Genomic DNA, 21,457 nt, shown 5'->3' on the forward strand with positions numbered 1-21,457 from the left:
CCGCCTGCCGATCGATGTGGCGCGGCACCCACCCTCGCGCGGTGCGCGAGGCAAGCTCCGACGAACGGAGCGGGGCCGCGCAAGCCGCGCCGGCGCGTTGCCGCACCGGTGCCGGAGGAGACACGCATGCTGATTCATCACGTCGAGCCGTCGCTGCAGGCCGTGGCGGCCACCGGGCGGCGCGCGCCGGCCTATGCCTGGCTCGTGTTCGGGCTGACCGTCGGGCTGCTGCTGTCGGACTACATGTCGCGGCAGGTCCTCAATGCCGTGTTTCCGCTGCTCAAGCACGCGTGGGGGCTGTCGGACACGCAGCTCGGCTCGCTGTCCGGCGTCGTCGCGTTGCTGGTCGGGCTGCTGACGTTTCCGCTGTCGGTGCTCGCCGACCGCTTCGGCCGCGTGCGCAGCATCGTGTTGATGGCCGCGTTGTGGAGCGTCGCGACGCTCGGCTGCGCGCTGTCGACCAACTACGTCGAAATGCTCGTGGCGCGCGGGCTTGTCGGACTCGGCGAAGCCGCGTACGGCAGCGTCGGCGTCGCCCTGATCCTCAGCATCTTTCCGGCGCGCCTGCGCGCGACGCTGACCGGCGCGTTCATGGCCGGCGGCGCGTTCGGCTCCGTGTTCGGGATGGCGCTCGGCGGTCTCGTCGGCGCACATCTCGGCTGGCGCTGGTCGTTCGGCGTGATGGCCGCGCTTGGCATCGTGCTGCTCGTCGCGTACCGCGGCGTGGTCACCGAACGGCGGCTCGCCGCATGCCGCCTCGAACCGTGCCGGCCGCATGCCGATGCGCCGCGCGGCCTGCGCGGCAACATGCGTGCGCTGATGTCCGGGCTGTTCGCATCGCGTTCGGTGATCTGCGCGTATGTCGGCAGCGGGCTGCACCTGTTCGTGCCCGGCGCGCTGTTCGCGTGGTTGCCGAGCTACCTGAACCGCTATTACGCGATGGCGCCGGACCGTGCGGCCGTGCTTGCGGCCGGCTTCGTGCTGCTGTCGGGCGTCGGGATGGTCGGCTGCGGGATCGTCACCGACCGCGTCGGGCGCGCCGACGGCGCGCACAAATGGCTGACCGCGATCACGTATTGCGTGCTGACGGGCGTGTGTCTCGCGGTCGCGTTCCGGCTGCCGCCCGGGCCGCTGCAGCTCGCGCTGATCTGCGCGGGCATGCTGGTGGGCGCGGGTGCATCGGGTGCATCGGGCGCGATGGTCGCGAACCTGACGCCGGCCGCGATCCACGCATCGGCGTTCGCGACGCTCACGCTCGCCAACAACCTGCTCGGCATGGCGCCGGGCCCGCTGCTGACGGGGTGGGTTGCCGATCGCGCCGGCCTCGTCGGCGCACTGCAATGGATTCCCGCCGTGCCGCTCGCGGCCGCCGTGCTGTTCGCGATCGGCCGCGCGAGCTACGCGGCCGATCTCGCGCGCGTCGAACGCGAACGGCGCGCGTCACACCTTTCCTGAACCGATTCCTCCCGGAGGCAGCATGACCCTGGCGACCGCGCCCACCATCCTGATCGTGCCCGGCTTGCGCGATCACGTCGAAGATCACTGGCAGACGCATCTGCAACGGCGCCTGCCGAACGCACGCGCCGTCGCGCCGCTCGAAGCCGACAAGCTGAGCCGCGCCGCGCGCGTCGCGGCGCTCGATGCGGCGCTGGCCGCGATCGATGGCCCCGTGATCCTCGTCGCGCACAGCGCGGGCGTGATGATCACCGTGCATTGGGCCCGGCAAACGACGCGAGCGATCGAGGGCGCGCTGCTCGTCACGCCCGCCGATCTCGAGACGCCGATGCCCGCGCCATATCCGCCGATCGACGCAATCCGGGCCAATGGCTGGCTGCCGGTTCCGCGCGAACGCCTGCCGTTTCCGAGCATCGTCGCGGCCAGCCGCAACGATCCGCTCGCGCGCTTCGAGCGCGCACAAGCGCTGGCGGCAGGGTGGGGCAGCCGGTTGGTCGATCTGGGCGAGGTGGGGCATATGAATCCGGCGTCGGGGTATGGTGAGTGGCGGGATGCGGAGCGGTTGGTCGCGGAGGTGACGGCGCTTGGCAAAAACCGGCAAAGCTTGACGAGCTGACATTACCGCCTTCGTTCGGGCGCTTCGGGTGCTATGATTATCGACACGCGGCCGCTTGCCGCAAGTGCAGGCAAGTGGCTGATTGCTAATGATTTTTAAGTCGGAAAGCTATCATGGCCCCCAAAAGAAAGACGCTGTACGGGGTGGAATTGAAACCCCGTACGATCATCCGGCCCACCAACGAGGTGAAGGCTTCAACGGAAACCGAAAAAGGTGATGTGCTTCGCGCTGCCCGAAAAGTCATTTCCGAACACCGGGATGTGCTGATCGCGTTGAAGGATCGTTGATTTGCTGGACCTTGATTACGTCATCACGATTCATGACGAGATCATCCGGGACCTTGGCGGCTTGAGCGGATTTGCTCATGCTGGCCGGGGCGGCGTCGAAGCCGCCCTGCATCGGGTCGCCAATCACGCTCACTATGCGGGTCTCGACGACGTGTTTGGTATTGCCGCGACCTACGCGATTGCCATCGCGCGCGGGCACGTCTTCAATGATGCCAACAAGCGCACTGGTCTCACCTGCGCATTGACGTATATGGAACGGCAGGGAATCACGATTCCTCGCCTCGCCGATCTCGAAGATCTTATGGTCGACGTGGCGGACGGCAGCGTAAGCAGTGAGGAACTGGCCGAGTATTTCAGTGCAGTGTGGGAATTGTCCTTGTCCCGCTAACGACGTCGCATCGAGCCGCTCGCTTTTTTGCCACACCTTGATCGCTCGAGGGAGCGCATTGATTCGCTTCCCATCCTGGCCTGAGGCCATGGTGATGTTGCGATTTGCCCCTCCGCCTGGGGACCCGCTTTAATTTTCCTTCCGTTGACATACGACGTCCTAACACATTCACCAATGACCGGAATACCGGCTCCATGGAATGGTGCGAATCCTACGGAAGGTTTTTGTTAGGGAAATTCCCGCCCCGTGCAGGTTGGTTTTTTGTTGACCGACATCGTATAACGCCGTCATGATTTCCCGAAAGAAAGGTCCTCATCCACCGACCGAAGCGAGGAGACATGAACACCACCACGATCGCGCGCCGTGTCCACCGGATCGCACTGGCGCTGGGCCTGACGCTCACGGCCACGGCCGCCGTCGCGGCCCCCGTGTCGTTGAATGTCGTCGATGTCGCGGGCAATCTCCAGCTCACGCAGAAGGCCATCGAGGCGTTCAGGGAGAAGAACCCGAATCTGGTCTCGAACGTCACGTTCACGAACGCACCCGCGCCTCAGTTGCCGGGCAAGATCAAGGCGATGCAGGCGGCAGGGCGCGCCGACATCGACCTGGTGCTGACGGGCACCGACGCGCTGGCCGCCGGCATCGAGCAGAACCTCTGGCTCAAGCTGCTGCCCGACAGCGCGGGCGCGTTTCCCGGCGTGCTCGACAGATACGCGCCCGGCCCGCGCAAGATGCAGGACCTCGCGCAGGGCTTCGGTCTCGAAGTGACCTACATGCCGGCCGGCCCGCTGCTCGAATACAACCCGGCCAAGGTCAGCGACCCGCCGAAGACGCTCGAACAATTGCTCGCGTGGTGCAAGGCGCATCCGAACAAGCTGATCTACGCGCGCCCGGCGAACTCGGGCCCCGGCCGCACGTTCCTGATGGGGCTGCCGTACGTGCTCGGCGACAAGAACCCGCAGGACCCGATCAACGGCTGGGACAAGACCTGGGCGTTCCTGAAACAGCTCAACGAGTGCGTGCCGTACTACCCGGGCGGCACGTCGGCGGTGATGAAGGAGCTCGGCGAAGGCACGCGCGACATGACGGTGACGGTCACCGGCTGGGATCTCAACCCGCGCGCGCTCGGCATCGTGCCGGCCGAGTTCCGGATCCAGGCGTTCGACAACATGACGTGGGTCAACGACGCGCACTACATGGTGATCCCGAAGGGCGTGCCGAAGGAGAAGCTCGACGTGCTGTTCAAGCTGATGAACTTCCTGCTTGAACCGGCGCAGCAGGCAATGACCTACGACGACGGCTACTTCTATCCGGGCCCGGCCGTGAAGGGCGTGACGCTCGAGATGGCGCCCGCGCACAGCCAGGAGGTGATCCGGAAATTCGGCCGCCCGGAGTATGCGAAGCTGCTCGCGGATCGTCCGCACGTGCAGCCGCTCAACGCCCAGGCAATGGTCGCCGCGTTCCAGAAGTGGGACCGCGAAATCGGTTCGCAGAAGTCGAAATGACGGATGAACGCGCGGGCGCCGCAGCGCCCGCGCCGACGGAGTTCGCGTAATGAAGCACAGTTTCGAACGGTTGCGGCTCGACGGCGTATGCCGCAGCTTCACCAATGCGGAGGGCGTGCAGGTCGCCGCACTGAACGGGCTCGATCTCGACATCAGGCGCGGCGAGTTCATCGCGCTGCTCGGCCCGTCGGGCTGCGGCAAGTCGACCGCGCTGAACTGCATCGCCGGGTTGCAACCGCTCACGAGCGGCGGCATCTGGCTCGACGACACGCGCATCGACGTGCTACCGCCCGAGCGTCGCGGCTTCGGCATGGTGTTCCAGAACTACGCGCTGTTTCCGCACATGTCGGTGCTCGAGAACGTCGGCTTCGGGCTGAAGATGCGCGGCGTGCCGAAGCAGGAAACGCGGCGGCGCGCGCAGCAGGCGCTCGAGCTCGTGCAACTCGTCGGCCACGAGGGCAAGCTGCCCGGGCAGTTGTCGGGCGGGCAGCAGCAACGCGTCGCGATCGCGCGCGCGATCGTCATCGAGCCGCCGCTCGTGCTGATGGACGAGCCGCTGTCGAACCTCGACACGAAGCTGCGGATCGAGATGCGCGCCGAGATCCGCCGCATCCACACGCAGCTCGAACGCGCGACGATCTACGTGACGCACGACCAGGACGAGGCGCTGTCGATGGCCGACCGGATCGTCGTGATGAAGGAGGGCGTCGTGCAGCAGGTGGCGTCGCCGAAAGACGTGTATACGCGCCCGCGCAACCTGCACGTCGCGCGCTTCATGGGCTATCGCAACGTGCTGCCGTTCACGCTCGAAGGGATGGCCGGCGATTACGTGAACGTCACGGCGGGCGGCGTGCGCGTCGCGGGTGTGCCGATGGCCGGTTTCGACGGCAAGGACGTCGTGGTCGCGCTGCGCCCCGACGACATCGAGCGGGCGGAAGAGGGCGCCGACAACGCATTCGACGCGACCGTCGAAACGGTCGAATACGGCGGCCGGGACTCCCTCGTCCGCGCGATCGCGCCGTTCGGGCCGATCTGGGCGCGGATCGCCGGCGAATTCGCGGAGGGCGAGCGACTGCGGCTGCGCGTGGCGCCGGCGCGCACGCTCGTCTATGCGGGAGACGCGCAATGAACGGCGGCTGCGCCGCGAGCGCGGCAGCTCGCCGCCCGGAGGCCGCATGAGCACATTCGCGACCGGCGGCGCGCCGCGCGACGCGAAGGCATGGCTCGTCACGCCGGCGCTCGCGTTCATCGTCGCATTGTTCATCTATCCGTTCGCGTATGGCCTCGTGCTGTCGTTCCAGCCGATGAACGGCGGCGGCGTGCTTGCGAACTATGTGCAATTCTTCACCGACACCGCGATGTGGCCGACCGTGCTGGTCACGCTGAAGCTCGCGGTGCCCGCGACGCTGATCAACGTCGGCATCTCGGTGCCCGTCGCGTTCGCGCTGCGCCGCAACTCGCCGTACCAGAAGTTCGTCACGACGCTGCTCGTGATTCCCGTCACGCTCGGCACGGTGCTCGTCGCCGACGGGATGCTCACGTATTTCGGCCCGAACGGCTGGTTTCCGCAAGCATTGCACGGGCTGCATCTGTACACGGACGAAGTACGCCTTACCCACAATTACTGGGGCGTGCTGCTGTCGCTGATCGTGTCGGGCTTTCCATTCGCATTCCTGCTGATGCTGTCGTACATCAGCGGCATCGACCCGACGCTCGCGCGCGCCGCGGCGACGCTCGGCGCAAACCCGTGGCAGCAGTTCCGGCGGATCTACCTGCCGCTGCTCGTGCCGGGGCTCACAATGGCCGCGTGCCTGTCGTTCGTGCAGGCGTTCTCGGTATTCCCGTCGGCCGTGCTGCTCGGCGCGCCGGCCGGCCCGACCCGCGTGATCTCGATCGCAGCCGCCGAAGCCGCGTTCGAGAGCTACGACTATTCGCTCGCATCGGCGATCGCGATCGTGATGGGCTTCGTGCAGCTGTTGGTGGTCGCGTCGATGCTCGGCGCGCGCCGCTTCTTCTATACCGGTCCGGTCACGGGAGGCAAGGGCTGATGGCGACCGACAATCATGCCGCGCCGGCGTGGCCGCCGAAGCACCGCCCGCCCGGCGCGCAGCCGGTCGACGCGATGAAGCCGCGCAAGCGGCGCGACAGCCTCGCCGCCCGCGCGTGGAAAGCGCTCGTGTGGGGGCTGATGACGTTCTTCCTGCTGAACGTGATGCTGCTGATCGCGACCGTCGCGGTGAACTCGATCGCGACGCGCTGGTTCGGCACGCCGCTGCCGCAGGGCTTCACGCTGCACTGGTATGCGAAGGCGTGGGAAGACTTCCAGCTCGCCAGCGTGCTGTGGGTGACCGTCGAAGTGGTCGGCTCGGTCGTGCTGCTGTCGGTCGCGCTCGGCGTGCCGGCCGCCTATGCGCTCGCGCGCGTGCAGTTCCGCGGCAAGCGCTTCGCACTGCTGGTGTTCCTGCTGCCGCTGATGGTGCCGCCCGTCACGTACGGGATCCCGATGGCGACGGTGATGTACAAGGTCGGGCTTGCCGGCACGCTGCCCGGCGTGATCCTCGCGAACCTCGTGCCGGCGCTGCCGTTCGTGATCCTCGTGATGACGCCGTTCATCGAACAGATCGATCCGAACCTCGAAGCCGCCGCGCGCATCTTCGGCGCGAACACGTGGCGCTATTTCCGCCACGTGCTGCTGCCGCTGCTGGTGCCCGGCATGCTCGCCGCGGGGCTGCTCGTGCTGGTGCGCACGATCGGGATGTTCGAGCTGACGTTCTTCACCGCCGGCCCGAGCACGCAGACGCTCGTCGTCGCGCTGTACTACGCGGTGTTCTCGACGGGCGTGCGCGCACCGCAGTCGATCGACGCGATGGCGATGATCTACATGGCCATCACGCTCGTGTGGGTCGTGATCGCGCTGCAGTTCGTGAGCCCGACGCAACTGGTGAGTCGCGTGAAGCAGGAGCGGCAGTAGGCGCGCATGCAAGCGGCGGGGAGCGGATATTCGCGCCGTGCCGGCCGTGCATGCAATTCGTTACAAATGGATACCGCGTGCGGCACGCGGACGTTGCAGACTACGCGGCGTAAGGCTTCGGCGATGCGTTCGCATGCACCGCCGGCGCCATCCGACGTTCACCCGATTCACGGATATCCATGAAGCTTCACACGCTGCTGACACTCGGCTGTACCGCCACGCTGCTCGCCGCCTGCAACCTGCTCCACGACGGTCCCGGATCGAGCGATGTCGATGCCGCGGTGCGCCGCGCGCTCGAAGCCGAAAACCACGGTGGCCTGAATGCGCTGTTCGGCCAGCCGCTGCCCGTGTCGGCCGACGTGATCTCCGCGAAACCGGACGGCGACTGCAGGAAGGTTGGCGAACGCACCTACACGTGCGACGTCGTGCTCACGTGGCGCAACACCGACTACGCGCCGTCGCGCGCGAACCTGACCTTCGTGAAGGCTGCCGACGGCTCGTGGCAGACGTCGGGCGTCGACGCCGCCATCGCGACGGGCGCCGCCAAGTCGCTGATCGACAAGATCGGCAACGCGTGGCCCGGCAATGCGGCGAGCGGTGCATCGGCGCCGCAGTGACGCGGTGACGCGTCGTCGCCGGCTTTCGTCGACGCGTCTGCCTAAATGCCGTGCGGACGATGCGTGCGACAACATCGGCGGCCTTCGGTTGAACCCACGCTCGAACCCTGCGTAAAGAAAAAGGGCACGAACGCTGCCCGCAATGGATCGAAGCCATCCTCGGTATAGAGGCCGATATATAGGGAAAACCCTTATTCGCAGTTATAATGGCGACCTAGAAGAAAGGTCGAACCATGCCCGAACGTTTCCAGTCCCTTGAAAAATTTGTGTTTTCCCTTGTCGTGATGTCCGCGGTCTTCTGCTCCGCATTCCTTGCGTACGAGCGTCACCCCGAGATCAAGGTCGCCCTGCACGAAGGCGAAGCACTGATGCGCGAAAGCGCGAAGTATTCGGTCATCTGCTCGCCGTCCAAGGTCGATCCTTGCGTCGAGATGTCCGCTTACTGAGTCTCGCCTCCCCGCTGACACATCCCCGCTGATTCCCGCCGACGCGCGGCCGCTGGCCGACCCGCGCCGGCGGTGCGCATCGCGCATCAACGCGTACCGGTGCCGGTCGCGCACCGCCTGAACCCTGCTTTCCCGATTCTTCTCTTCTCCGATTCCGCGGCGGCAGCCTGTCTTCCGCGCGGAAAGGGCTGCGTGATCGCGCCTCCGGACGGGCGCGTCGCGCCACCGGCTCGCTGCCATCCATGCCTTTCCGTTCGGGAAAGGCTGGTTGAGTATCGATCGATTTTCGCCGGATGCGAACACCGTCATGATCGCCGTCATCGACAACTCGATTTCCTCGGAGACAGCCATGACGCGCCCCCTGGACGGCATCCGCGTGCTGGAACTCGGTCAACTGATCGCCGGGCCGTTCGCCGGCCGGATGCTCGCCGAATTCGGCGCGGACGTGATCAAGGTGGAGCCGCCCGACGTCGGCGACCCGCTGCGCAAATGGCGGCTGCTGCACGACGGCACGTCGGTCTGGTGGGCCGTGCAGTCGCGCAACAAGACCTCGCTCGCGCTCGACCTGCGCACGCCGGAAGGGCAGGACGTCGTGCGCCGCCTCGTCGCCGAGACCGACGTGCTGATCGAGAACTTCCGGCCCGGCACGCTCGAAGGCTGGGGGCTCGGCTGGGAGACGCTGTCCGCGATCAACCCGGGGCTCGTGATGCTGCGCGTCTCAGGTTTCGGCCAGACCGGCCCGTATCGCGACCGTCCCGGCTTCGGCGTGATCGCCGAGGCGATGGGCGGCCTTCGTCACCTGACCGGCGAGCCCGGGCGCACGCCGGTGCGCGTCGGCGTGTCGCTCGGCGATTCGCTGTCGGCACTGCACGGCGTGATCGGCGTCCTGCTCGCGCTGCGCCATCGCGAGCAGCAGGGCGGCCGAGGACAGGTCGTCGACGTCGCGCTCTATGAATCGGTGTTCAACATGATGGAAAGCCTGCTGCCCGAATACGCGGTGTTCGGCGCGGTGCGCGAGGCCGCCGGCAGCAGCCTGCCCGGCATCGCGCCGACCAACGCGTATCGCTGCCGCGACGGCAAGTACGCGCTGATCGCCGGCAACGGCGACAGCATCTTCCGGCGGTTGATGGAGCTGATCGGGCGCCCCGACCTGGGCTGCGATCCCGCGCTCGCGCACAACGACGGACGCGTCGCGCAGGTCGCGCGCATCGACGCGGCGATCGGCGAATGGAGCGCGCGGCACGATCTCGACGACGTGCTCGCCGCGCTGAACGACGCGCGCATCCCGGCCGGGCGCATCTACGACGTCGCGGACATCGCGGCCGATCCGCATTACCGCGCGCGCGACATGATCGCCGACGCCGCGCTGCCCGACGGCACGCCCGTGCTCGTGCCGGGCATCGTGCCGAAGCTCGGCGCGACGCCGGGACGCATCGAGCGTCCGGCCCCCGCGCTCGGCGCCGATACCGACGCGGTACTCGAATCGATCGGCATCGATGCCGCGACGCGCGACGACTGGCGCTCGCGCGGCGTGATCTGAACCGGCCCGCCAGCCCACGGAACGACGACATGAGCAAGCCTCCCCAACGACTCTACATCCACGAAGTCGCGACACGTGACGGTTTCCAGAACGAGGCCGCGTTCGTCGACACCGCCGACAAGATCGCGCTCGTCGACGCATTGAGCGCATGCGGCTACGCGAAGATCGAGGTCACGTCGTTCACGTCGCCGAGGGCGATCCCGGCGCTGCGCGACGCGGAGGCCGTGATGCACGGCATCGTGCGCGCGCCGGGCGTCGTCTATACGGTGCTCGTGCCGAACGTGCGCGGCGCGGAGCGCGCGCTGTCGTGCGGCGTCGACGAGGTGAACCTCGTGATGTCGATGAGCGAGAGCCACAACCGCGCGAACCTGCGGATGACCCGCGAGCAGTCGTTCGCGCAGCTGCGCGACGTGATCGATGCGGTGCGCGGCACGGGCGTCGCGATCAACGTGTCGCTGTCGACCGCGATGGGCTGCCCGATGGAAGGCGACGTGCGCGCACACACCGTGCTCGCGTGGATGCAGCGCTTCGCTGATCTCGGCGTGCACGGCTTCACATTGTGCGATACGACCGGGATGGCATACCCGTCGCAGGTGCGCAAGCTGGCCGAACGCGCGCGCGAACGCTTCGGCGCGCTACAGCTCACGCTGCACTTTCACAACACGCGCGGCATGGCGCTCGCCAACACGCTCGCCGCGCTCGACGCCGGCATCGACCGCTTCGACGCGTCGCTCGGCGGGCTCGGCGGTTGTCCGTACGCGCCGGGCGCGACCGGCAATGTGTGCACCGAGGAATTGGTCCACATGCTGGCGCTCGACGGATACGACACGGGCATCGACCTCGCGGCCGTGCTTGCCGCGGCAGCGCGGCTGCCCGCGTTGATCGGGCATGACGTGCCGAGCCAGATCCTGAAGGCCGGGCGCCGCTCGGACCTTCATCCGCCGCCGCGCGCCGAAGCCGGCGACATGCCGGCGCAGCGGGCTTTCGCGTGAATGCATGAAACCAGGAGCGAACCACATGGCGCTGATCGATCACCTCGACCACCTCGTGCTGACCTGCGTCGATCCCGAACGAACGAAGCACTTCTACACGGAAGTGCTGCGGATGCAGCTCGAAACCTTCGGCGCGGGCCGGCTCGCGTTCCGCTTCGGCAACCAGAAGATCAACCTGCACGTGCGCGGCGCGGAGTTCGAGCCGAAAGCGCACGTGCCCGTGCCCGGCGCGCTCGACCTGTGCTTCATCGCGTCGGTGCCGCTCGACGACGTGATCGCGCATCTGCGACGCGTCGACTGGCCGATCGTCGAAGGGCCCGTCGAGCGCACCGGTGCGACGCAGAAGATCCGGTCGGTGTATGTGCGCGACCCGGACCTGAACCTGATCGAGATATCCGAATTGATCTGACTGACGTCAAGTTGCATCGCGTCGCGACCGTCGTGCGGCTTCGACGTGCCGCTTCGTCATGCGACCGCGCATTCGCGCATTGCGGGCACGCCGTGGTCCGCCGCCGAAAGCGGACAGAGGGGCGCCGCCCACCGCCGATTCCGGATAGCCGGCCCCGGTTGCACTGCGCATAATGGTGCAACGGCGTCGGCCCGTCCGGCGCGTCGGCCGCGGGCACCGCGAACGTCCCGCACTTTGGAAATCCGACCGAGGCACTTCCGAATGACGATCCTCTATCGCGGCATGGACCGCGCGGCGCTCGACGCCGCCTACCTGAACACGAAGGCCATTCCCGATTTCCCGGCGGTGCTCGCGTCCTGCCAGGCGCGCAGCGCAGCGCTTTACGACGCGACGCCCGGGCAGCGCGACCTGCGTTACGGCGAGCGGGCGGCGCAGCGCTTCGACTGGCTTCGGTGCGACAGGCCCGACGCGCCGCTGTTCGTGTTCATTCACGGCGGCTACTGGCAGCACTGCGCGAAAGAAGATTTCGCGTACGCGGCCGCCGGGCCGCTCGCACGCGGCTTCGACGTCGTACTTGCCGAATACACGCTCGCGCCGGTGGCATCGATGACCGACATCGTCGGCGAGATCGGCGCGTTGCTCGACCATCTCGCGGCCGACCCGGATCGCATCGGCACCGCAGGACGACCGATCCACCTGAGCGGTCACTCGGCCGGCGGCCACCTGACGGCCGTGCATCGTGCGCACCCGGCCGTCGTATCGGCGCTCACGATCAGCCCGCTCGTCGATCTCGAACCGATCTCGCTTTGCGTGCTCGACGACAAGCTGAAGCTCACCGCGCAGGAAATCGCCGCATACAGTCCGCTGTATCACATCGGACCCGGCGCACCGACCGTCGTCGCCGTCGGCGCAGCCGAGCTACCGGAACTCGTGCGTCACGCGCACGAATACGCCGACGCATGCGAAGCGGCCGGCGAACGGATCGCCCGCGCATGGCTGCCCGGCATGCAGCACTTCACGGTGCTCGACGATCTCGCGAAACCGGACAGCACGATGCTCGCGGCGTTGCAGGCGATCGCGCCGCACTGAGCGCGCCGTATTGCATCGCGTGGCGTGATCGCGCGCCGCGCGCGGCCGGGCGTATGATCGCCGTCAGGCCGGCCGGCGCCGTTCGCGCCCGCCGCATGGCGCTTCCCGGGACCTTCATCATGGTGAACCCGCTTCATTTCGATCTGCAGTCGCTGCGTGTATTCGCGCTCGTGGCCGAGCACGGCAGCCTGACCAAGGCGGCCGAACACGGCCAGCTCACGTTGTCCGCCGTCAGCAAGCGGATCGCCGAACTCGAGGGCACGACCGGCAGCGCGCTGTTCGTCCGGCATGCGCGCGGCGTCGAGCTGACGCCGGCGGGCCGTGCGCTGCTCGACCATGCGGCGAAGGTGATCGAGCAGGTCAACCGGATGGCGCACGAGATGAGCGACTACGTCGCGGGCGTGCGCGGCCACATTCACGTATGGACCAATACGTCGGCCATCGTGCAGTTCCTGCCGGCCGATCTTGCCGCATTTCTCACCGACAACCCGGGCATCAAGGTCAGTCTCGAAGAGCGGCTGAGTCACGAAATCGTCGACGCGCTCTTGTCCGGCAAGGCCGATCTCGGCGTGTTCGCGGACAACGTGCCGGCACCTGGCATCGAGCGCCGCCTGTACCGGCGCGACGAGCTCGTGCTCCTCGTGCCGCGCGGGCATCGCTTCGCCGCGCGCGACAGCATCCGTTTCGCCGAGACGCTCGATGAAGACTACGTCGGCCTGAGCGACGGCAGTTCGCTGCTCGCGCGGATGACCGATGCCGCGTTCGCGGCCGAGCGCTCGCTGAAGCTGCGCATCCAGGTGTCGAATTTCGACGGCGTGAGCCGGATGATCGAGGCCGGGCTCGGGATCGGCGTGCTGCCGCGCGACGCGGTGACGGGCGAGCGCGCAGCGCGGCTCGGGGTGGTGAAGCTCGACGACGCGTGGGCGACGCGCACATTGTGGGTCGGCGTGAAGGCCGGCGCCGTGCTGACCAACGACATCGCGAAGCTGTTCGATTTCATGTCGGCGCGCTGAAACGTGCTCGGCAGCGGGCCGCAGACGCGATGCATCGGGCACGGCGCACGCATTCGCGCACCCCGCGCTGGTCGCCGTCATACCGGGTTGATGTCGTCCTGGCTGCGCCGGGTGGTCAGCGGCCCGAACACGCGCAGCGTGACGGCAACGATGCCGAGCGCGACCGAGATCACGCCGAACATCGCGCCGGCGCCATACGTTGCGAGCACCGGCAACAAAACGAACGGCAGCCCGCCGCTGACGATGCGCGACAGCGCGTACGTGCTGCCGATCGCGGTCGAGCGCACGCGTGCCGGAAAAATTTCCGCCTGATACACGTGATACGCGTTGCTGAACACGTTCGATGCGCAGGTCGTCAGGAAACCGAAGCAGACGATCAACGCCGTATTGCCCGAATACGCGAAGCCCAGCCCGAACACGGCGATCGACAGGATCGACACGATCACGAGCGTGCGGCGTTCGATCCAGTTCAACAGCGGGATCGACAGCAGCGAGCCGATCGGATAACCAATGAACGACAGTGCAATGAACAGCGTACCGTCCGTCACGTCGAACCCGCGGCTCTTGACGACCGTGCCGGCGAGCGTGCCGAAGCCGTAATAGCCGAAGCCCTGGAACAGATGGAACACGACGAGCATCAGATAACGCGCGCCGTAAGGCCGGCGGCGCAGCAGTGCGACGCGCTCGCCGAGGCCCAGCGGCCGCTGCGGTTCGGCCGACGCCGCGAACTGCTCGGGCATGCGCACGCCAGCGCTGTCGGCGAAGCGTCGCGCCGCGTCATGTGCATCCGCGATGCGGCCCTGTGCGAGCAGCCAGCGCGGGCTTTCCGGCAGCCGGTGCTGCACCAGCAGCACGTACACGGCACCGAGGCTGCCGATCGCGAGGATGATCCGCCAGCCGGCCACGCCCGCGACATGCAGCGGATTGAGCCATAGCGCGAGAAAACCGACCAGCGGCACCGCGACGTACGAAGTCGTATAGGCCCACGCGGCGAGCCGTCCGCGCTTGTCCTTCGGCAGGATTTCCGACAGGAAGCTGTCGGCGACCGGGTAGATCGCACCGACGCCGATGCCCGTCAGGAACCGGCATGCGACCAGCATGTCGGCATTCACCGAGAACGCGCCGATCAGCGAAAACGCGCTGTACCACACGAGCGTCAGCAAGAACGCCTTGCGCCGCCCGATCCGGTCGGCGAGGCTGCCCAGGCACATCGCGCCGACGAACATCCCGATGAATGCCGATGCCAGCAGCAGCTTGAAATCGGCACTTTGCCGGCTCAACCCGTATTCGTTCTGCAGCGCGGAGCCGATCGTGCTGACGAGGAAGATCTCGTACATGTCGAAGAACAGCCCGATGCCGATCACCCAGACGACGAACCGGTGCAGTGAACCGACCGGCAGATCGTCCATGAATTCGCCGAGCGTGATGCCGCGCACGGGCGCCGCCGGCGCACCGGCGCCGGCCCGGGCCGCGGACGGTATGGGGGACGCGGCTCCGCCCGCGGTGCCGCCGAGGTCGAGGGATTGGCTGTTCATCGTGTCTCCTGATTATGTATTCGCCGTGGCGCGACGCCCGGCCGTTCGCGGCCGGCCATGCGGGTCCGGTCGCACGACGCGGCGCGCGTGCCCGCCCGGCCCTGGAAAAAGCCGGCTCCGCGGGTAACGCCGGTCGTCCGAAACATGGTCGACGAATTCGCGAGACGCGATAATTGCGGATGCTTCAAGCATCCTTTCCCGCGCGGAAAGGCTGCTGAACGCGTGGCGGGCGGGCTCCGGATGCAAATCCAGCGGCTGCGGGAGTGGAAGGGGAGGGAAAACCATGCGTGGCGCTGCGGGCGTTCGGCGTTCCGGGCTTCGCGATGCCGTACGGAGTGGCTCGGTGTCGGCAGGGCCGGCGCTACGCAACCGGGGGTCACGCTCCATCTATGTATTTATCGTGTGCTCACCGCTGCTCGATATGGCCCAAGGGCCGCGCCGCATTGGCGGTCATTGCGATGCACACGAAACGGCGCACCCGGCTGTCGACGTACGACCGGCATCGACATCGTGCACGGGGGCGCCTTCGGTGCGCGCCCGGCGGACCGTATCCGACGCAACTGCCTGCAACCTTGCCGCCATGTCCGGCGCGATGCCGAGCTGCGCGGCCGCTTGCTCCTGCGGGCCGAAAGTACGGACGTCGACGCCAGTGATCTGCTCGAACAGCACCAGCGCGCTCAGGTAAGCGCCCAGCACACCCGGATGCAGATAATCGGGCCGCGAGATCGGCGGGTCGTTCCGCGCATGCATGCCGTACCACAGCAGCGGCGCACCGGACCGCGCATACGGGTCGGGATCGGCGACGCCGGTCGCCCACGCTTGCTGCCACGCGCGACCGACCGGCGCGACGGCGACGATCGACGGATCGGTGCGGCGCGCGCCTTCGTATGCATCGCGATATGCGGCGACGAGGCCGGTGAGGCGAGCGACGTACCGTGCGTGAAAACCGGCGCTGTCCGGCTCGCCCGCCAGCGCTTTCGCGAGATCGGCACGCGGCCAGGTTTCATACAGATAGACACGCGCTTGCGGCGCTGCCGCATGAATACCGCGCGCGAGCTTCGCGACGCTCGCACGGAAACCGGCCGGATCGCTGGCACGGCTGTGGGTGAGCGTAAACGGCAGCGGCTTCGCACTCAGCTCCTGCAGGACCACCACATCCCACGTCGGCCGGTCGATCACGTCCGATGCGAGGCGGTCATGCTTCGCGAGACTCGTCGCCGACATCGCTTCCAGATGAACCTCGTAGTCGAGTCCGGCTTGCGCGGCGAAGCGCGCGAAGATCCCCGGAATCCCGCCCCACGGCCCCGGCTCGCGTTCGGCGCGGGCCCCGGTCTGCCCGAAGTTTTCGTCGACGACCTGCGCGGCGCCGTCGACGTCGTTGCTGCCGGAGCGCATCGCGCCATACGAGCGCACGGGCGTGTAGCGGCCATGCGTGAGACTGTCGCCGACGAACAGGATGCGTTGCGGCGTGCGCGTTGGCGGTGCGGGCGACCCACTCGGCAGGTGCGCGGCATCGGCTGCAGGATCGGCGATGGCCGCCCCGGCAACCAGCAGTGCGACGGCGCACGCCGTCGCGAAACGCAAGATCGAGCAACGGAACGAGGGCATGGCGGGCATTTCACAGATCGTCGGTTCGGGAGGCATGCGTGGCCGCAGTATTTCACGAACCGGCTCGTTAGGGCATATGCCGTTCGGCAGACTTGGATGCGTTGTCCCGGTCCGCTATCCTGAGCGCTGAATTCCGAAGCCGAGCCCGCCGGCACGCGTCCGGCTTGCGTTCAAGCCGCCCACTGGAGATGCACGACATGATTCCCTCGCCCGACAACCGGACGCTGTTGCGCACGCTCGGTATCCGCGCCCCGATCATCCAGGCGCCCATGGCCGGCGTCAGCACACCCGCGCTGGCGGCCGCCGTGTCGAATGCGGGCGGGCTCGGCTCGCTGGGCGTCGGTGCGACGAACGCCGACGGCGCGCGCAAGATGATCCGCGACACCCGCGCGCTCACCGACCGGCCGTTCAACATCAACCTGTTTTGCCACCAGCCGGCCCGCGCCGACGCAGCCCTCGAACGCGAGTGGCTCGACTGGCTCGCGCCCGCGTTCCGTGAACAGGGCGCGACGCCTCCGGCGTCGCTGTCGGAGATCTACACGAGCTTCGTCGTGGACGATGCAATGCTCGCGATGCTGGTCGAAGAAAAGCCGGCGGTCGTCAGCTTTCATTTCGGCTTGCCGTCCGATGACGCCATCGCCGTGCTCAAGCGCGCGGGCGTCACGCTGTTCGCGTCCGCGACGAACCTCGACGAAGCCGGGCAGATCGCCGCGGCCGGCATTGACGCGATCGTTGCGCAGGGCATCGAGGCCGGCGGACACCGTGGCGTATTCGACCCGGCGGCGCACGACGACCGGCTCGGCACGTTCGCGCTCACGCGCCTGCTGGTGCGCGAATGCGCGCTGCCGGTGATCGCCGCGGGCGGCATCATGGACGGCGACGGCATCGCGGCCGCGCTCGCGCTCGGTGCGCAGGCCGCGCAGCTCGGCACCGCTTTCGTCGCGTGCCCGGAGACCTCGATCGACGACGGTTATCGCCGCGCGCTCCTCGGCGACGGGGCACGGCGCACGACCTTGACGACGGCGATCTCCGGACGGATCGCGCGCGGCATCGCGAACCGGCTGACCGCGCTCGGCGACGATCCGCGCGCCCCGGCCACGCCGGCCTATCCGATCGCATACGACGCGGGCAAGGCACTGCACGCAGCAGCGAAGGCAAACGGCGAGTTCGGCTACGGCGCGCAATGGGCCGGGCAGGCGGCGCCGCTCGCGCGGTCGCTGCCGGCAGCCGAACTGTTCGCGACGCTCGAGCGCGAAACGAGGGCGGCCATCGCCCGTTTGCAGCACGCGCTGGACTGATCTTCCGGCCACATGCGGCGCGCGGGCACACGGCGAATGCGCGGCCATGCACGTGGCCCGGTACAAAATTGCAACGTTGTGTATCCGCCGGCGGCCCGGATACAGCGTGATACAACGCATCGGCGAAGGCCCGTTATAAAGCGGACATGACCTTTCGAGGAGCACGACATGTCTGCTAGGTGGTTCAACGGCTCCTGCCATTGCGGCGCCGTGAAATTTGAAGTCCGGACCGCGATCGAGCCGGCGGCCCGCTGCAACTGCAGCCTGTGCCGCCGGCGCGGCGCACTGATGAGCCCGATGTTCCCCGCGGCCGACCTGAAGATCGTCGAAGGCGAGGGCGCGCTGACGCTGTACAGCTTCAACACGCATACGGCCCGCCACTATTTCTGCAGCCGCTGCGGCGTCTATCCGTTCCATCAGACGCGCAAGGATCCCGCATGCTGGCGCGTCAATCTCGGCTGTCTCGACGGCGTCGATCCATACGCGCTCGATGCGGGCGTTGCCGATGGCGCAAGCCTCTCGGTCGTGGAGGACGCATGATGCGCTGGCTGATGATCCTGCTGTTCGCCGCGGGCGGCCTCGCGACCGAAATCGCGCATCCGATGCAGTGCTCGCTGCTGACCGTCAGCCGGCAGCGGACCAGCAATCGGCGGGGTCGGAACGACGATGAGCGTGACTGAGTCCTGGCAGCTGCCGTGGCGCTCGCATCGTGTCGATCCTCAAACCATATCAACGCTTCCGATAAGATCGCACGCGATATATAATGCATCCATCTGCGACACGAATGACCGTCGCTGGAGGACGCTCATGAAACCGACCGAAGCACCATCGCCCGCCGCACCGAAGCTGTCCGAGTTTCTGTGTTTTGCGATCTACTCGACGAATCTCGCATTCGGCAAGGCGTATAAACCGATCCTCGAAGAGCTCGGCCTCACGTACACGCAATACATCACGATCATTGCGCTGTGGGAGGAGGGCAACCAGACGGTCGGGCAACTCGGCGAAAAGCTGTTCCTCGAATCGAACACGCTGACGCCGATCCTGAAGAAGCTCGAGGCGATGGGTTATCTGGAGCGGCACCGCGATCCGTCCGACGAGCGCCAGGTGCTCGTAAGCCTGACGAAGAGCGGCCGCCGCGTGCGCGAGAAGGGACTCGACATGGACCTGGTCGAAGCCACCGGGTTGAAACCCGACGAGTTCGCGAAGATGCAGAAGGCCATCGTCACGCTGCGCGGCAACCTGATCGACTCGATCAACGAATAGACAAGTGAACGCCGGCTCGATATCGAGCCGGCGAAGCGGCAGCCGCCGGCGCGTTCCGCAATTTCAGTCCGTTTTCCGCGTTCAGGGCCGATGCACCGGCGCGACCTGCCCGGATCGCTGGACGGTCCCGATCTCCTCGCGCCCCAGCACCAGCAAATGCATGTCGCGACGCGTCTCGAAGCCGAGTGCGCGATAGCGCTCGATCGCGCCTTGGTTCGACGTGAGCACGTGCAGGAAGGGTGTTTCCGCCCGCGCGCAGATGGCCGCGATCAACGACCGGATCAGTCCGGCCGCTAGGCCTTGGCCGCGGAAAGCCGCATCCACGCACACGGCGCTGATCTCCGCATGACCGTCGACCCTCAGGCGCTGGCCGGCCATCGCCACCAGTCGGCCTTGTCTGCGTACACCGATATAGCCGCCGAATTCGACCGTGCGCGGGCCGAACGGCCCCGGTTCCGTCGCCGCGATCAATTCGAGCATCTCCGGCACATCGGCTGCGGTGAGCCGGACATGCTCCAAAGGATGCACGCCGTCAAGCGTTCCCCGCCAGATCATCTGATGCAGCACCGCACGCCGGATCACGGAAGAACCGGTTGGCGTCGGGATCTCGTCCGGCGTGACGAGGGCCGCGGGGCCGTGCGCGGCGATCAGGCCGTGCAACGCGTCGAAAGCGGCAGGGCTGCGGTCGGGCATCCCGGCAAATGGCGCAAGCGCCGGAGCAAACCGGCGCGCACGCGCGTCGCCGACGGCGAAGCGATGCTGCTCGCCGGTGAGCGCATGCCATACGGCGTTGTCGAGCGGATGCGATCCGCTTTCTTCCTGCTCCGTCGTTCCTGCCCGCATCGCCCGCTCCTTGATTGAAGGCTGCCGTCGCACAGCATAGACGCGATCGCCAGAACACGGTGGAGGCAAACAATAAGGCGCATGCGATTACATCGCATGCGCCTTATTTGATGAACGACGGTGCCGATTACGGCGCGACCCTCAACGACCGAAATAGATCGAGCGCTCGGCGGTGCGCATCGCGATGTGACTGCCGGATTGCGTCGCACCGACAGCGTCACTGCCGTAACCCGCGGCTTGGGTGTCGGCCGCCGTCGCTGCGTTGTCGCGGACTCGTTTCAGCGCTGCCTGCAGGTTGTCCGGATAGTTGGCGTCGTTCGGGCGATTCGGCAGGTAGCCGGCCTGCTGGAGCGCGGCCAGCTCCGCACGCACTTGCGCACGCGTCACGGTGCTTTCGGTCGCGAAGGCCGGTGCGGCAACGGAAGCCGACACGGCGACGAGCAAGGCTGCAATCAGTTGGGTCTTCATCATTTACCTCGATGGAAAAAGTGATCGGAATGTGGACGCCGCATGCCAGGAGCAGGCGTCGCTTGCGCTTTCGTTCAATGGCCGAAGTAGATCGAGCGCTCGGCGACGCGCGCGACAGCACGGCTGCCCGATTGCGTGGGGGCTGCAGCGTCGGCGCCGTAACCGGACGCCGCCGTGTCGGCTGCGGCGGTGTCGTGTGCGTGGATGCGCGTCAGCGCGGCTTGCAGGTCGTCCGGGTAATGCGGATCGTTCGCGCGGCCTGGCACGTATCCGGCCTGCTGCAACTGGACGAGTTCGGCATGCACTTGTGCACGCGTCACGACGGCTTCACGGGCAAGGGCCGGCACGGAAACGGCGGCGGACGCGGCAACGAGAAGAGCGGTAATCAGTTGGGTTTTCATCATTCACCTCGACAAGAAAATGGCGGAACGTTGGGTGGGCGGCAAGTGACCGCCCGGACATGGCTCAGACGATGCGGATCTCGACGTCGATGTTGCCGCGCGTCGCTTTCGAATACGGGCAGGTCTGGTGGGCGGTATCGACGATGTGCTGCGCGATGTCACGATCGAGCCCCGGCACGCTCACGTTCAGGCGAGCCTGCAGGAAGTACGCGTTGTTGCCCGTACCCAGGTCCACTTCGGCATCGACAGAGAGATCGGCCGGCAGCGTGACCTTCGCCGCGCGCGCCGCGAGCTGCATCGCGCCGATGAAGCAGGCCGACCAGCCGGCCGCGAACAGTTGCTCCGGATTCGTGCCGGTACCGGCGCTGCCGGGCGACGACAGCTGGATGTCGAGGCGGCCGTCGGAACTGCGAGCCGCGCCGTCGCGGCCGCCGGAAGTCGTATGGGTCTTGCCCGTGTACAGCACTTTTTCGATCTTGCTCATCGTGCACTCCGTCAGGTAGGAAGGTTTTGTCTGATGCGATTCGATCGCATGCGATGCAGTTTCGTCGAGACAGCGAACCACGTCAAGCGCATTCGATTAAATCGCATGCGATATTGTGTATTTCAATGTATCTGAATCGTGCCGAGCCTTGCTGTGCAGGGCTCTTGGTTGATCGCGCCCCTATATTAAAAATTCAAGAGGCGGCTCGGATCTGAAGTTTCGTCGATGG

General features: G+C 67.0%; 25 protein-coding genes. 19 read left to right on the forward strand and 6 right to left on the reverse strand.

Annotation, left to right across the window (positions count from 1 at the left end; genetic code table 11):
* Positions 1-126: 126 nt before the first annotated feature.
* From WS51_RS18965 to WS51_RS19030, 15 genes are all read left to right on the forward strand, one after another.
* Positions 127-1,455, forward strand: coding sequence for an MFS transporter (locus tag WS51_RS18965; RefSeq protein ID WP_069229643.1), 1,329 nt, complete (start codon positions 127-129; stop codon positions 1,453-1,455).
* Between the two features lie 22 nt (positions 1,456-1,477).
* The gene (locus WS51_RS18970; protein WP_060338687.1) at positions 1,478-2,071 is read left to right on the forward strand and encodes an RBBP9/YdeN family alpha/beta hydrolase; all 594 of its coding nucleotides are present in this window, start codon (positions 1,478-1,480) and stop codon (positions 2,069-2,071) included.
* A gap of 113 nt (positions 2,072-2,184) precedes the next feature.
* The gene (locus WS51_RS32580) at positions 2,185-2,358 is read left to right on the forward strand and encodes a hypothetical protein (protein ID WP_167357995.1); all 174 of its coding nucleotides are present in this window, start codon (positions 2,185-2,187) and stop codon (positions 2,356-2,358) included.
* A gap of 1 nt (position 2,359) precedes the next feature.
* Positions 2,360-2,746 carry a type II toxin-antitoxin system death-on-curing family toxin gene (locus WS51_RS18975; RefSeq protein ID WP_059502066.1) on the forward strand — a complete coding sequence of 129 codons (387 nt, stop codon included), beginning with the start codon at positions 2,360-2,362 and terminating at the stop codon, positions 2,744-2,746.
* A gap of 338 nt (positions 2,747-3,084) precedes the next feature.
* Positions 3,085-4,251, forward strand: coding sequence for an ABC transporter substrate-binding protein (locus tag WS51_RS18980; protein WP_069229644.1), 1,167 nt, complete (start codon positions 3,085-3,087; stop codon positions 4,249-4,251).
* A gap of 49 nt (positions 4,252-4,300) precedes the next feature.
* Positions 4,301-5,380, forward strand: coding sequence for an ABC transporter ATP-binding protein (locus tag WS51_RS18985; protein WP_069229645.1), 1,080 nt, complete (start codon positions 4,301-4,303; stop codon positions 5,378-5,380).
* A 46-nt stretch (positions 5,381-5,426) separates the two neighbouring features.
* Entirely contained in the window at positions 5,427-6,299 is an 873-nt protein-coding gene (locus WS51_RS18990) for an ABC transporter permease (RefSeq protein WP_059771265.1), read from the forward strand.
* Positions 6,299-7,222, forward strand: a complete 924-nt coding sequence (locus tag WS51_RS18995) for an ABC transporter permease (protein ID WP_059544685.1) — start codon at positions 6,299-6,301, stop codon at positions 7,220-7,222. The genes WS51_RS18990 and WS51_RS18995 overlap by 1 nt, the downstream gene beginning before the upstream one ends.
* A 179-nt stretch (positions 7,223-7,401) precedes the next feature.
* Complete coding sequence (locus tag WS51_RS19000; RefSeq protein ID WP_059771004.1) at positions 7,402-7,839, forward strand: hypothetical protein; 438 nt, start codon at positions 7,402-7,404, stop codon at positions 7,837-7,839.
* 233 nt (positions 7,840-8,072) lie between these two features.
* The gene (locus tag WS51_RS19005) at positions 8,073-8,285 is read left to right on the forward strand and encodes a hypothetical protein (RefSeq protein WP_059502077.1); all 213 of its coding nucleotides are present in this window, start codon (positions 8,073-8,075) and stop codon (positions 8,283-8,285) included.
* 349 nt (positions 8,286-8,634) lie between these two features.
* Complete coding sequence (locus tag WS51_RS19010) at positions 8,635-9,825, forward strand: CaiB/BaiF CoA transferase family protein (protein ID WP_069230012.1); 1,191 nt, start codon at positions 8,635-8,637, stop codon at positions 9,823-9,825.
* Between the two features lie 29 nt (positions 9,826-9,854).
* Positions 9,855-10,817 (forward strand): hydroxymethylglutaryl-CoA lyase, encoded by a 963-nt coding sequence (locus tag WS51_RS19015; protein ID WP_069229646.1) that lies wholly within the window; start codon positions 9,855-9,857, stop codon positions 10,815-10,817.
* 25 nt (positions 10,818-10,842) lie between these two features.
* A complete protein-coding gene (locus tag WS51_RS19020; protein WP_060338685.1) occupies positions 10,843-11,226 on the forward strand; it encodes a VOC family protein in 384 nt (127 codons plus the stop codon).
* A 261-nt stretch (positions 11,227-11,487) separates the two neighbouring features.
* On the forward strand, positions 11,488-12,315 hold the full coding sequence (locus WS51_RS19025) for an alpha/beta hydrolase (RefSeq protein WP_069229647.1): 828 nt from the start codon (positions 11,488-11,490) through the stop codon (positions 12,313-12,315).
* A 119-nt stretch (positions 12,316-12,434) separates the two neighbouring features.
* A complete protein-coding gene (locus WS51_RS19030) occupies positions 12,435-13,328 on the forward strand; it encodes a LysR family transcriptional regulator (protein ID WP_069230013.1) in 894 nt (297 codons plus the stop codon).
* A gap of 77 nt (positions 13,329-13,405) precedes the next feature.
* On the opposite strand, the gene WS51_RS19035 is transcribed toward WS51_RS19030, so the two are convergent.
* Positions 13,406-14,863, reverse strand: coding sequence for an MFS transporter (locus WS51_RS19035; protein WP_060360103.1), 1,458 nt, complete (start codon positions 14,861-14,863; stop codon positions 13,406-13,408).
* A 450-nt stretch (positions 14,864-15,313) separates the two neighbouring features.
* Positions 15,314-16,480: a hypothetical protein gene (locus tag WS51_RS19040; protein ID WP_236872371.1), complete on the reverse strand. Its 1,167-nt coding sequence runs from the start codon at positions 16,478-16,480 to the stop codon at positions 15,314-15,316.
* Between the two features lie 188 nt (positions 16,481-16,668).
* Between WS51_RS19040 and WS51_RS19045 the strand changes: the two genes are divergently transcribed.
* From WS51_RS19045 to WS51_RS19055, 4 genes are all read left to right on the forward strand, one after another.
* Complete coding sequence (locus tag WS51_RS19045) at positions 16,669-17,769, forward strand: NAD(P)H-dependent flavin oxidoreductase (protein ID WP_069230015.1); 1,101 nt, start codon at positions 16,669-16,671, stop codon at positions 17,767-17,769.
* Between the two features lie 168 nt (positions 17,770-17,937).
* Positions 17,938-18,309, forward strand: a complete 372-nt coding sequence (locus tag WS51_RS19050) for a GFA family protein (RefSeq protein WP_059806532.1) — start codon at positions 17,938-17,940, stop codon at positions 18,307-18,309.
* The gene (locus tag WS51_RS32585) at positions 18,306-18,449 is read left to right on the forward strand and encodes a hypothetical protein (protein WP_167357996.1); all 144 of its coding nucleotides are present in this window, start codon (positions 18,306-18,308) and stop codon (positions 18,447-18,449) included. Before WS51_RS19050 ends, WS51_RS32585 begins: the two co-directional genes overlap by 4 nt.
* A 127-nt stretch (positions 18,450-18,576) precedes the next feature.
* A complete protein-coding gene (locus WS51_RS19055; RefSeq protein ID WP_059502091.1) occupies positions 18,577-19,032 on the forward strand; it encodes a MarR family winged helix-turn-helix transcriptional regulator in 456 nt (151 codons plus the stop codon).
* 81 nt (positions 19,033-19,113) lie between these two features.
* Here WS51_RS19055 and WS51_RS19060 read toward each other — a convergent pair whose 3' ends face one another.
* From WS51_RS19060 to WS51_RS19075, 4 genes are all read right to left on the reverse strand, one after another.
* Positions 19,114-19,875, reverse strand: a complete 762-nt coding sequence (locus WS51_RS19060) for a GNAT family N-acetyltransferase (protein WP_069229648.1) — start codon at positions 19,873-19,875, stop codon at positions 19,114-19,116.
* 141 nt (positions 19,876-20,016) lie between these two features.
* On the reverse strand, positions 20,017-20,346 hold the full coding sequence (locus tag WS51_RS19065; protein ID WP_069229649.1) for a DUF4148 domain-containing protein: 330 nt from the start codon (positions 20,344-20,346) through the stop codon (positions 20,017-20,019).
* A gap of 71 nt (positions 20,347-20,417) precedes the next feature.
* Positions 20,418-20,744, reverse strand: coding sequence for a DUF4148 domain-containing protein (locus tag WS51_RS19070; RefSeq protein ID WP_069230016.1), 327 nt, complete (start codon positions 20,742-20,744; stop codon positions 20,418-20,420).
* A gap of 64 nt (positions 20,745-20,808) precedes the next feature.
* The gene (locus WS51_RS19075; RefSeq protein ID WP_059502201.1) at positions 20,809-21,228 is read right to left on the reverse strand and encodes an organic hydroperoxide resistance protein; all 420 of its coding nucleotides are present in this window, start codon (positions 21,226-21,228) and stop codon (positions 20,809-20,811) included.
* Positions 21,229-21,457 lie beyond the last annotated feature (229 nt).

The sequence above is a fragment of the Burkholderia territorii genome, assembly GCF_001718335.1.
GTDB lineage: Bacteria > Pseudomonadota > Gammaproteobacteria > Burkholderiales > Burkholderiaceae > Burkholderia > Burkholderia territorii.

What these genes read in the sequence shown, in the direction of transcription:
- WS51_RS18965 (WP_069229643.1), top strand. Translation starts at nt 127, where the DNA reads ATGCTGATTCATCACGTCGAGCCGTCGCTGCAGGCCGTGGCGGCCACC.
- WS51_RS18970 (WP_060338687.1), top strand. Translation starts at nt 1,478, where the DNA reads ATGACCCTGGCGACCGCGCCCACCATCCTGATCGTGCCCGGCTTGCGC.
- WS51_RS32580 (WP_167357995.1), top strand. Translation starts at nt 2,185, where the DNA reads ATGGCCCCCAAAAGAAAGACGCTGTACGGGGTGGAATTGAAACCCCGT.
- WS51_RS18980 (WP_069229644.1), top strand. Translation starts at nt 3,085, where the DNA reads ATGAACACCACCACGATCGCGCGCCGTGTCCACCGGATCGCACTGGCG.
- WS51_RS18985 (WP_069229645.1), top strand. Translation starts at nt 4,301, where the DNA reads ATGAAGCACAGTTTCGAACGGTTGCGGCTCGACGGCGTATGCCGCAGC.
- WS51_RS18990 (WP_059771265.1), top strand. Translation starts at nt 5,427, where the DNA reads ATGAGCACATTCGCGACCGGCGGCGCGCCGCGCGACGCGAAGGCATGG.
- WS51_RS18995 (WP_059544685.1), top strand. Translation starts at nt 6,299, where the DNA reads ATGGCGACCGACAATCATGCCGCGCCGGCGTGGCCGCCGAAGCACCGC.
- WS51_RS19000 (WP_059771004.1), top strand. Translation starts at nt 7,402, where the DNA reads ATGAAGCTTCACACGCTGCTGACACTCGGCTGTACCGCCACGCTGCTC.
- WS51_RS19005 (WP_059502077.1), top strand. Translation starts at nt 8,073, where the DNA reads ATGCCCGAACGTTTCCAGTCCCTTGAAAAATTTGTGTTTTCCCTTGTC.
- WS51_RS19010 (WP_069230012.1), top strand. Translation starts at nt 8,635, where the DNA reads ATGACGCGCCCCCTGGACGGCATCCGCGTGCTGGAACTCGGTCAACTG.
- WS51_RS19015 (WP_069229646.1), top strand. Translation starts at nt 9,855, where the DNA reads ATGAGCAAGCCTCCCCAACGACTCTACATCCACGAAGTCGCGACACGT.
- WS51_RS19020 (WP_060338685.1), top strand. Translation starts at nt 10,843, where the DNA reads ATGGCGCTGATCGATCACCTCGACCACCTCGTGCTGACCTGCGTCGAT.
- WS51_RS19025 (WP_069229647.1), top strand. Translation starts at nt 11,488, where the DNA reads ATGACGATCCTCTATCGCGGCATGGACCGCGCGGCGCTCGACGCCGCC.
- WS51_RS19030 (WP_069230013.1), top strand. Translation starts at nt 12,435, where the DNA reads ATGGTGAACCCGCTTCATTTCGATCTGCAGTCGCTGCGTGTATTCGCG.
- WS51_RS19035 (WP_060360103.1), bottom strand. Translation starts at nt 14,863, where the DNA reads ATGAACAGCCAATCCCTCGACCTCGGCGGCACCGCGGGCGGAGCCGCG.
- WS51_RS19040 (WP_236872371.1), bottom strand. Translation starts at nt 16,480, where the DNA reads ATGCCCGCCATGCCCTCGTTCCGTTGCTCGATCTTGCGTTTCGCGACG.
- WS51_RS19045 (WP_069230015.1), top strand. Translation starts at nt 16,669, where the DNA reads ATGATTCCCTCGCCCGACAACCGGACGCTGTTGCGCACGCTCGGTATC.
- WS51_RS19050 (WP_059806532.1), top strand. Translation starts at nt 17,938, where the DNA reads ATGTCTGCTAGGTGGTTCAACGGCTCCTGCCATTGCGGCGCCGTGAAA.
- WS51_RS32585 (WP_167357996.1), top strand. Translation starts at nt 18,306, where the DNA reads ATGATGCGCTGGCTGATGATCCTGCTGTTCGCCGCGGGCGGCCTCGCG.
- WS51_RS19055 (WP_059502091.1), top strand. Translation starts at nt 18,577, where the DNA reads ATGAAACCGACCGAAGCACCATCGCCCGCCGCACCGAAGCTGTCCGAG.
- WS51_RS19060 (WP_069229648.1), bottom strand. Translation starts at nt 19,875, where the DNA reads ATGCGGGCAGGAACGACGGAGCAGGAAGAAAGCGGATCGCATCCGCTC.
- WS51_RS19065 (WP_069229649.1), bottom strand. Translation starts at nt 20,346, where the DNA reads ATGATGAAGACCCAACTGATTGCAGCCTTGCTCGTCGCCGTGTCGGCT.
- WS51_RS19070 (WP_069230016.1), bottom strand. Translation starts at nt 20,744, where the DNA reads ATGAAAACCCAACTGATTACCGCTCTTCTCGTTGCCGCGTCCGCCGCC.
- WS51_RS19075 (WP_059502201.1), bottom strand. Translation starts at nt 21,228, where the DNA reads ATGAGCAAGATCGAAAAAGTGCTGTACACGGGCAAGACCCATACGACT.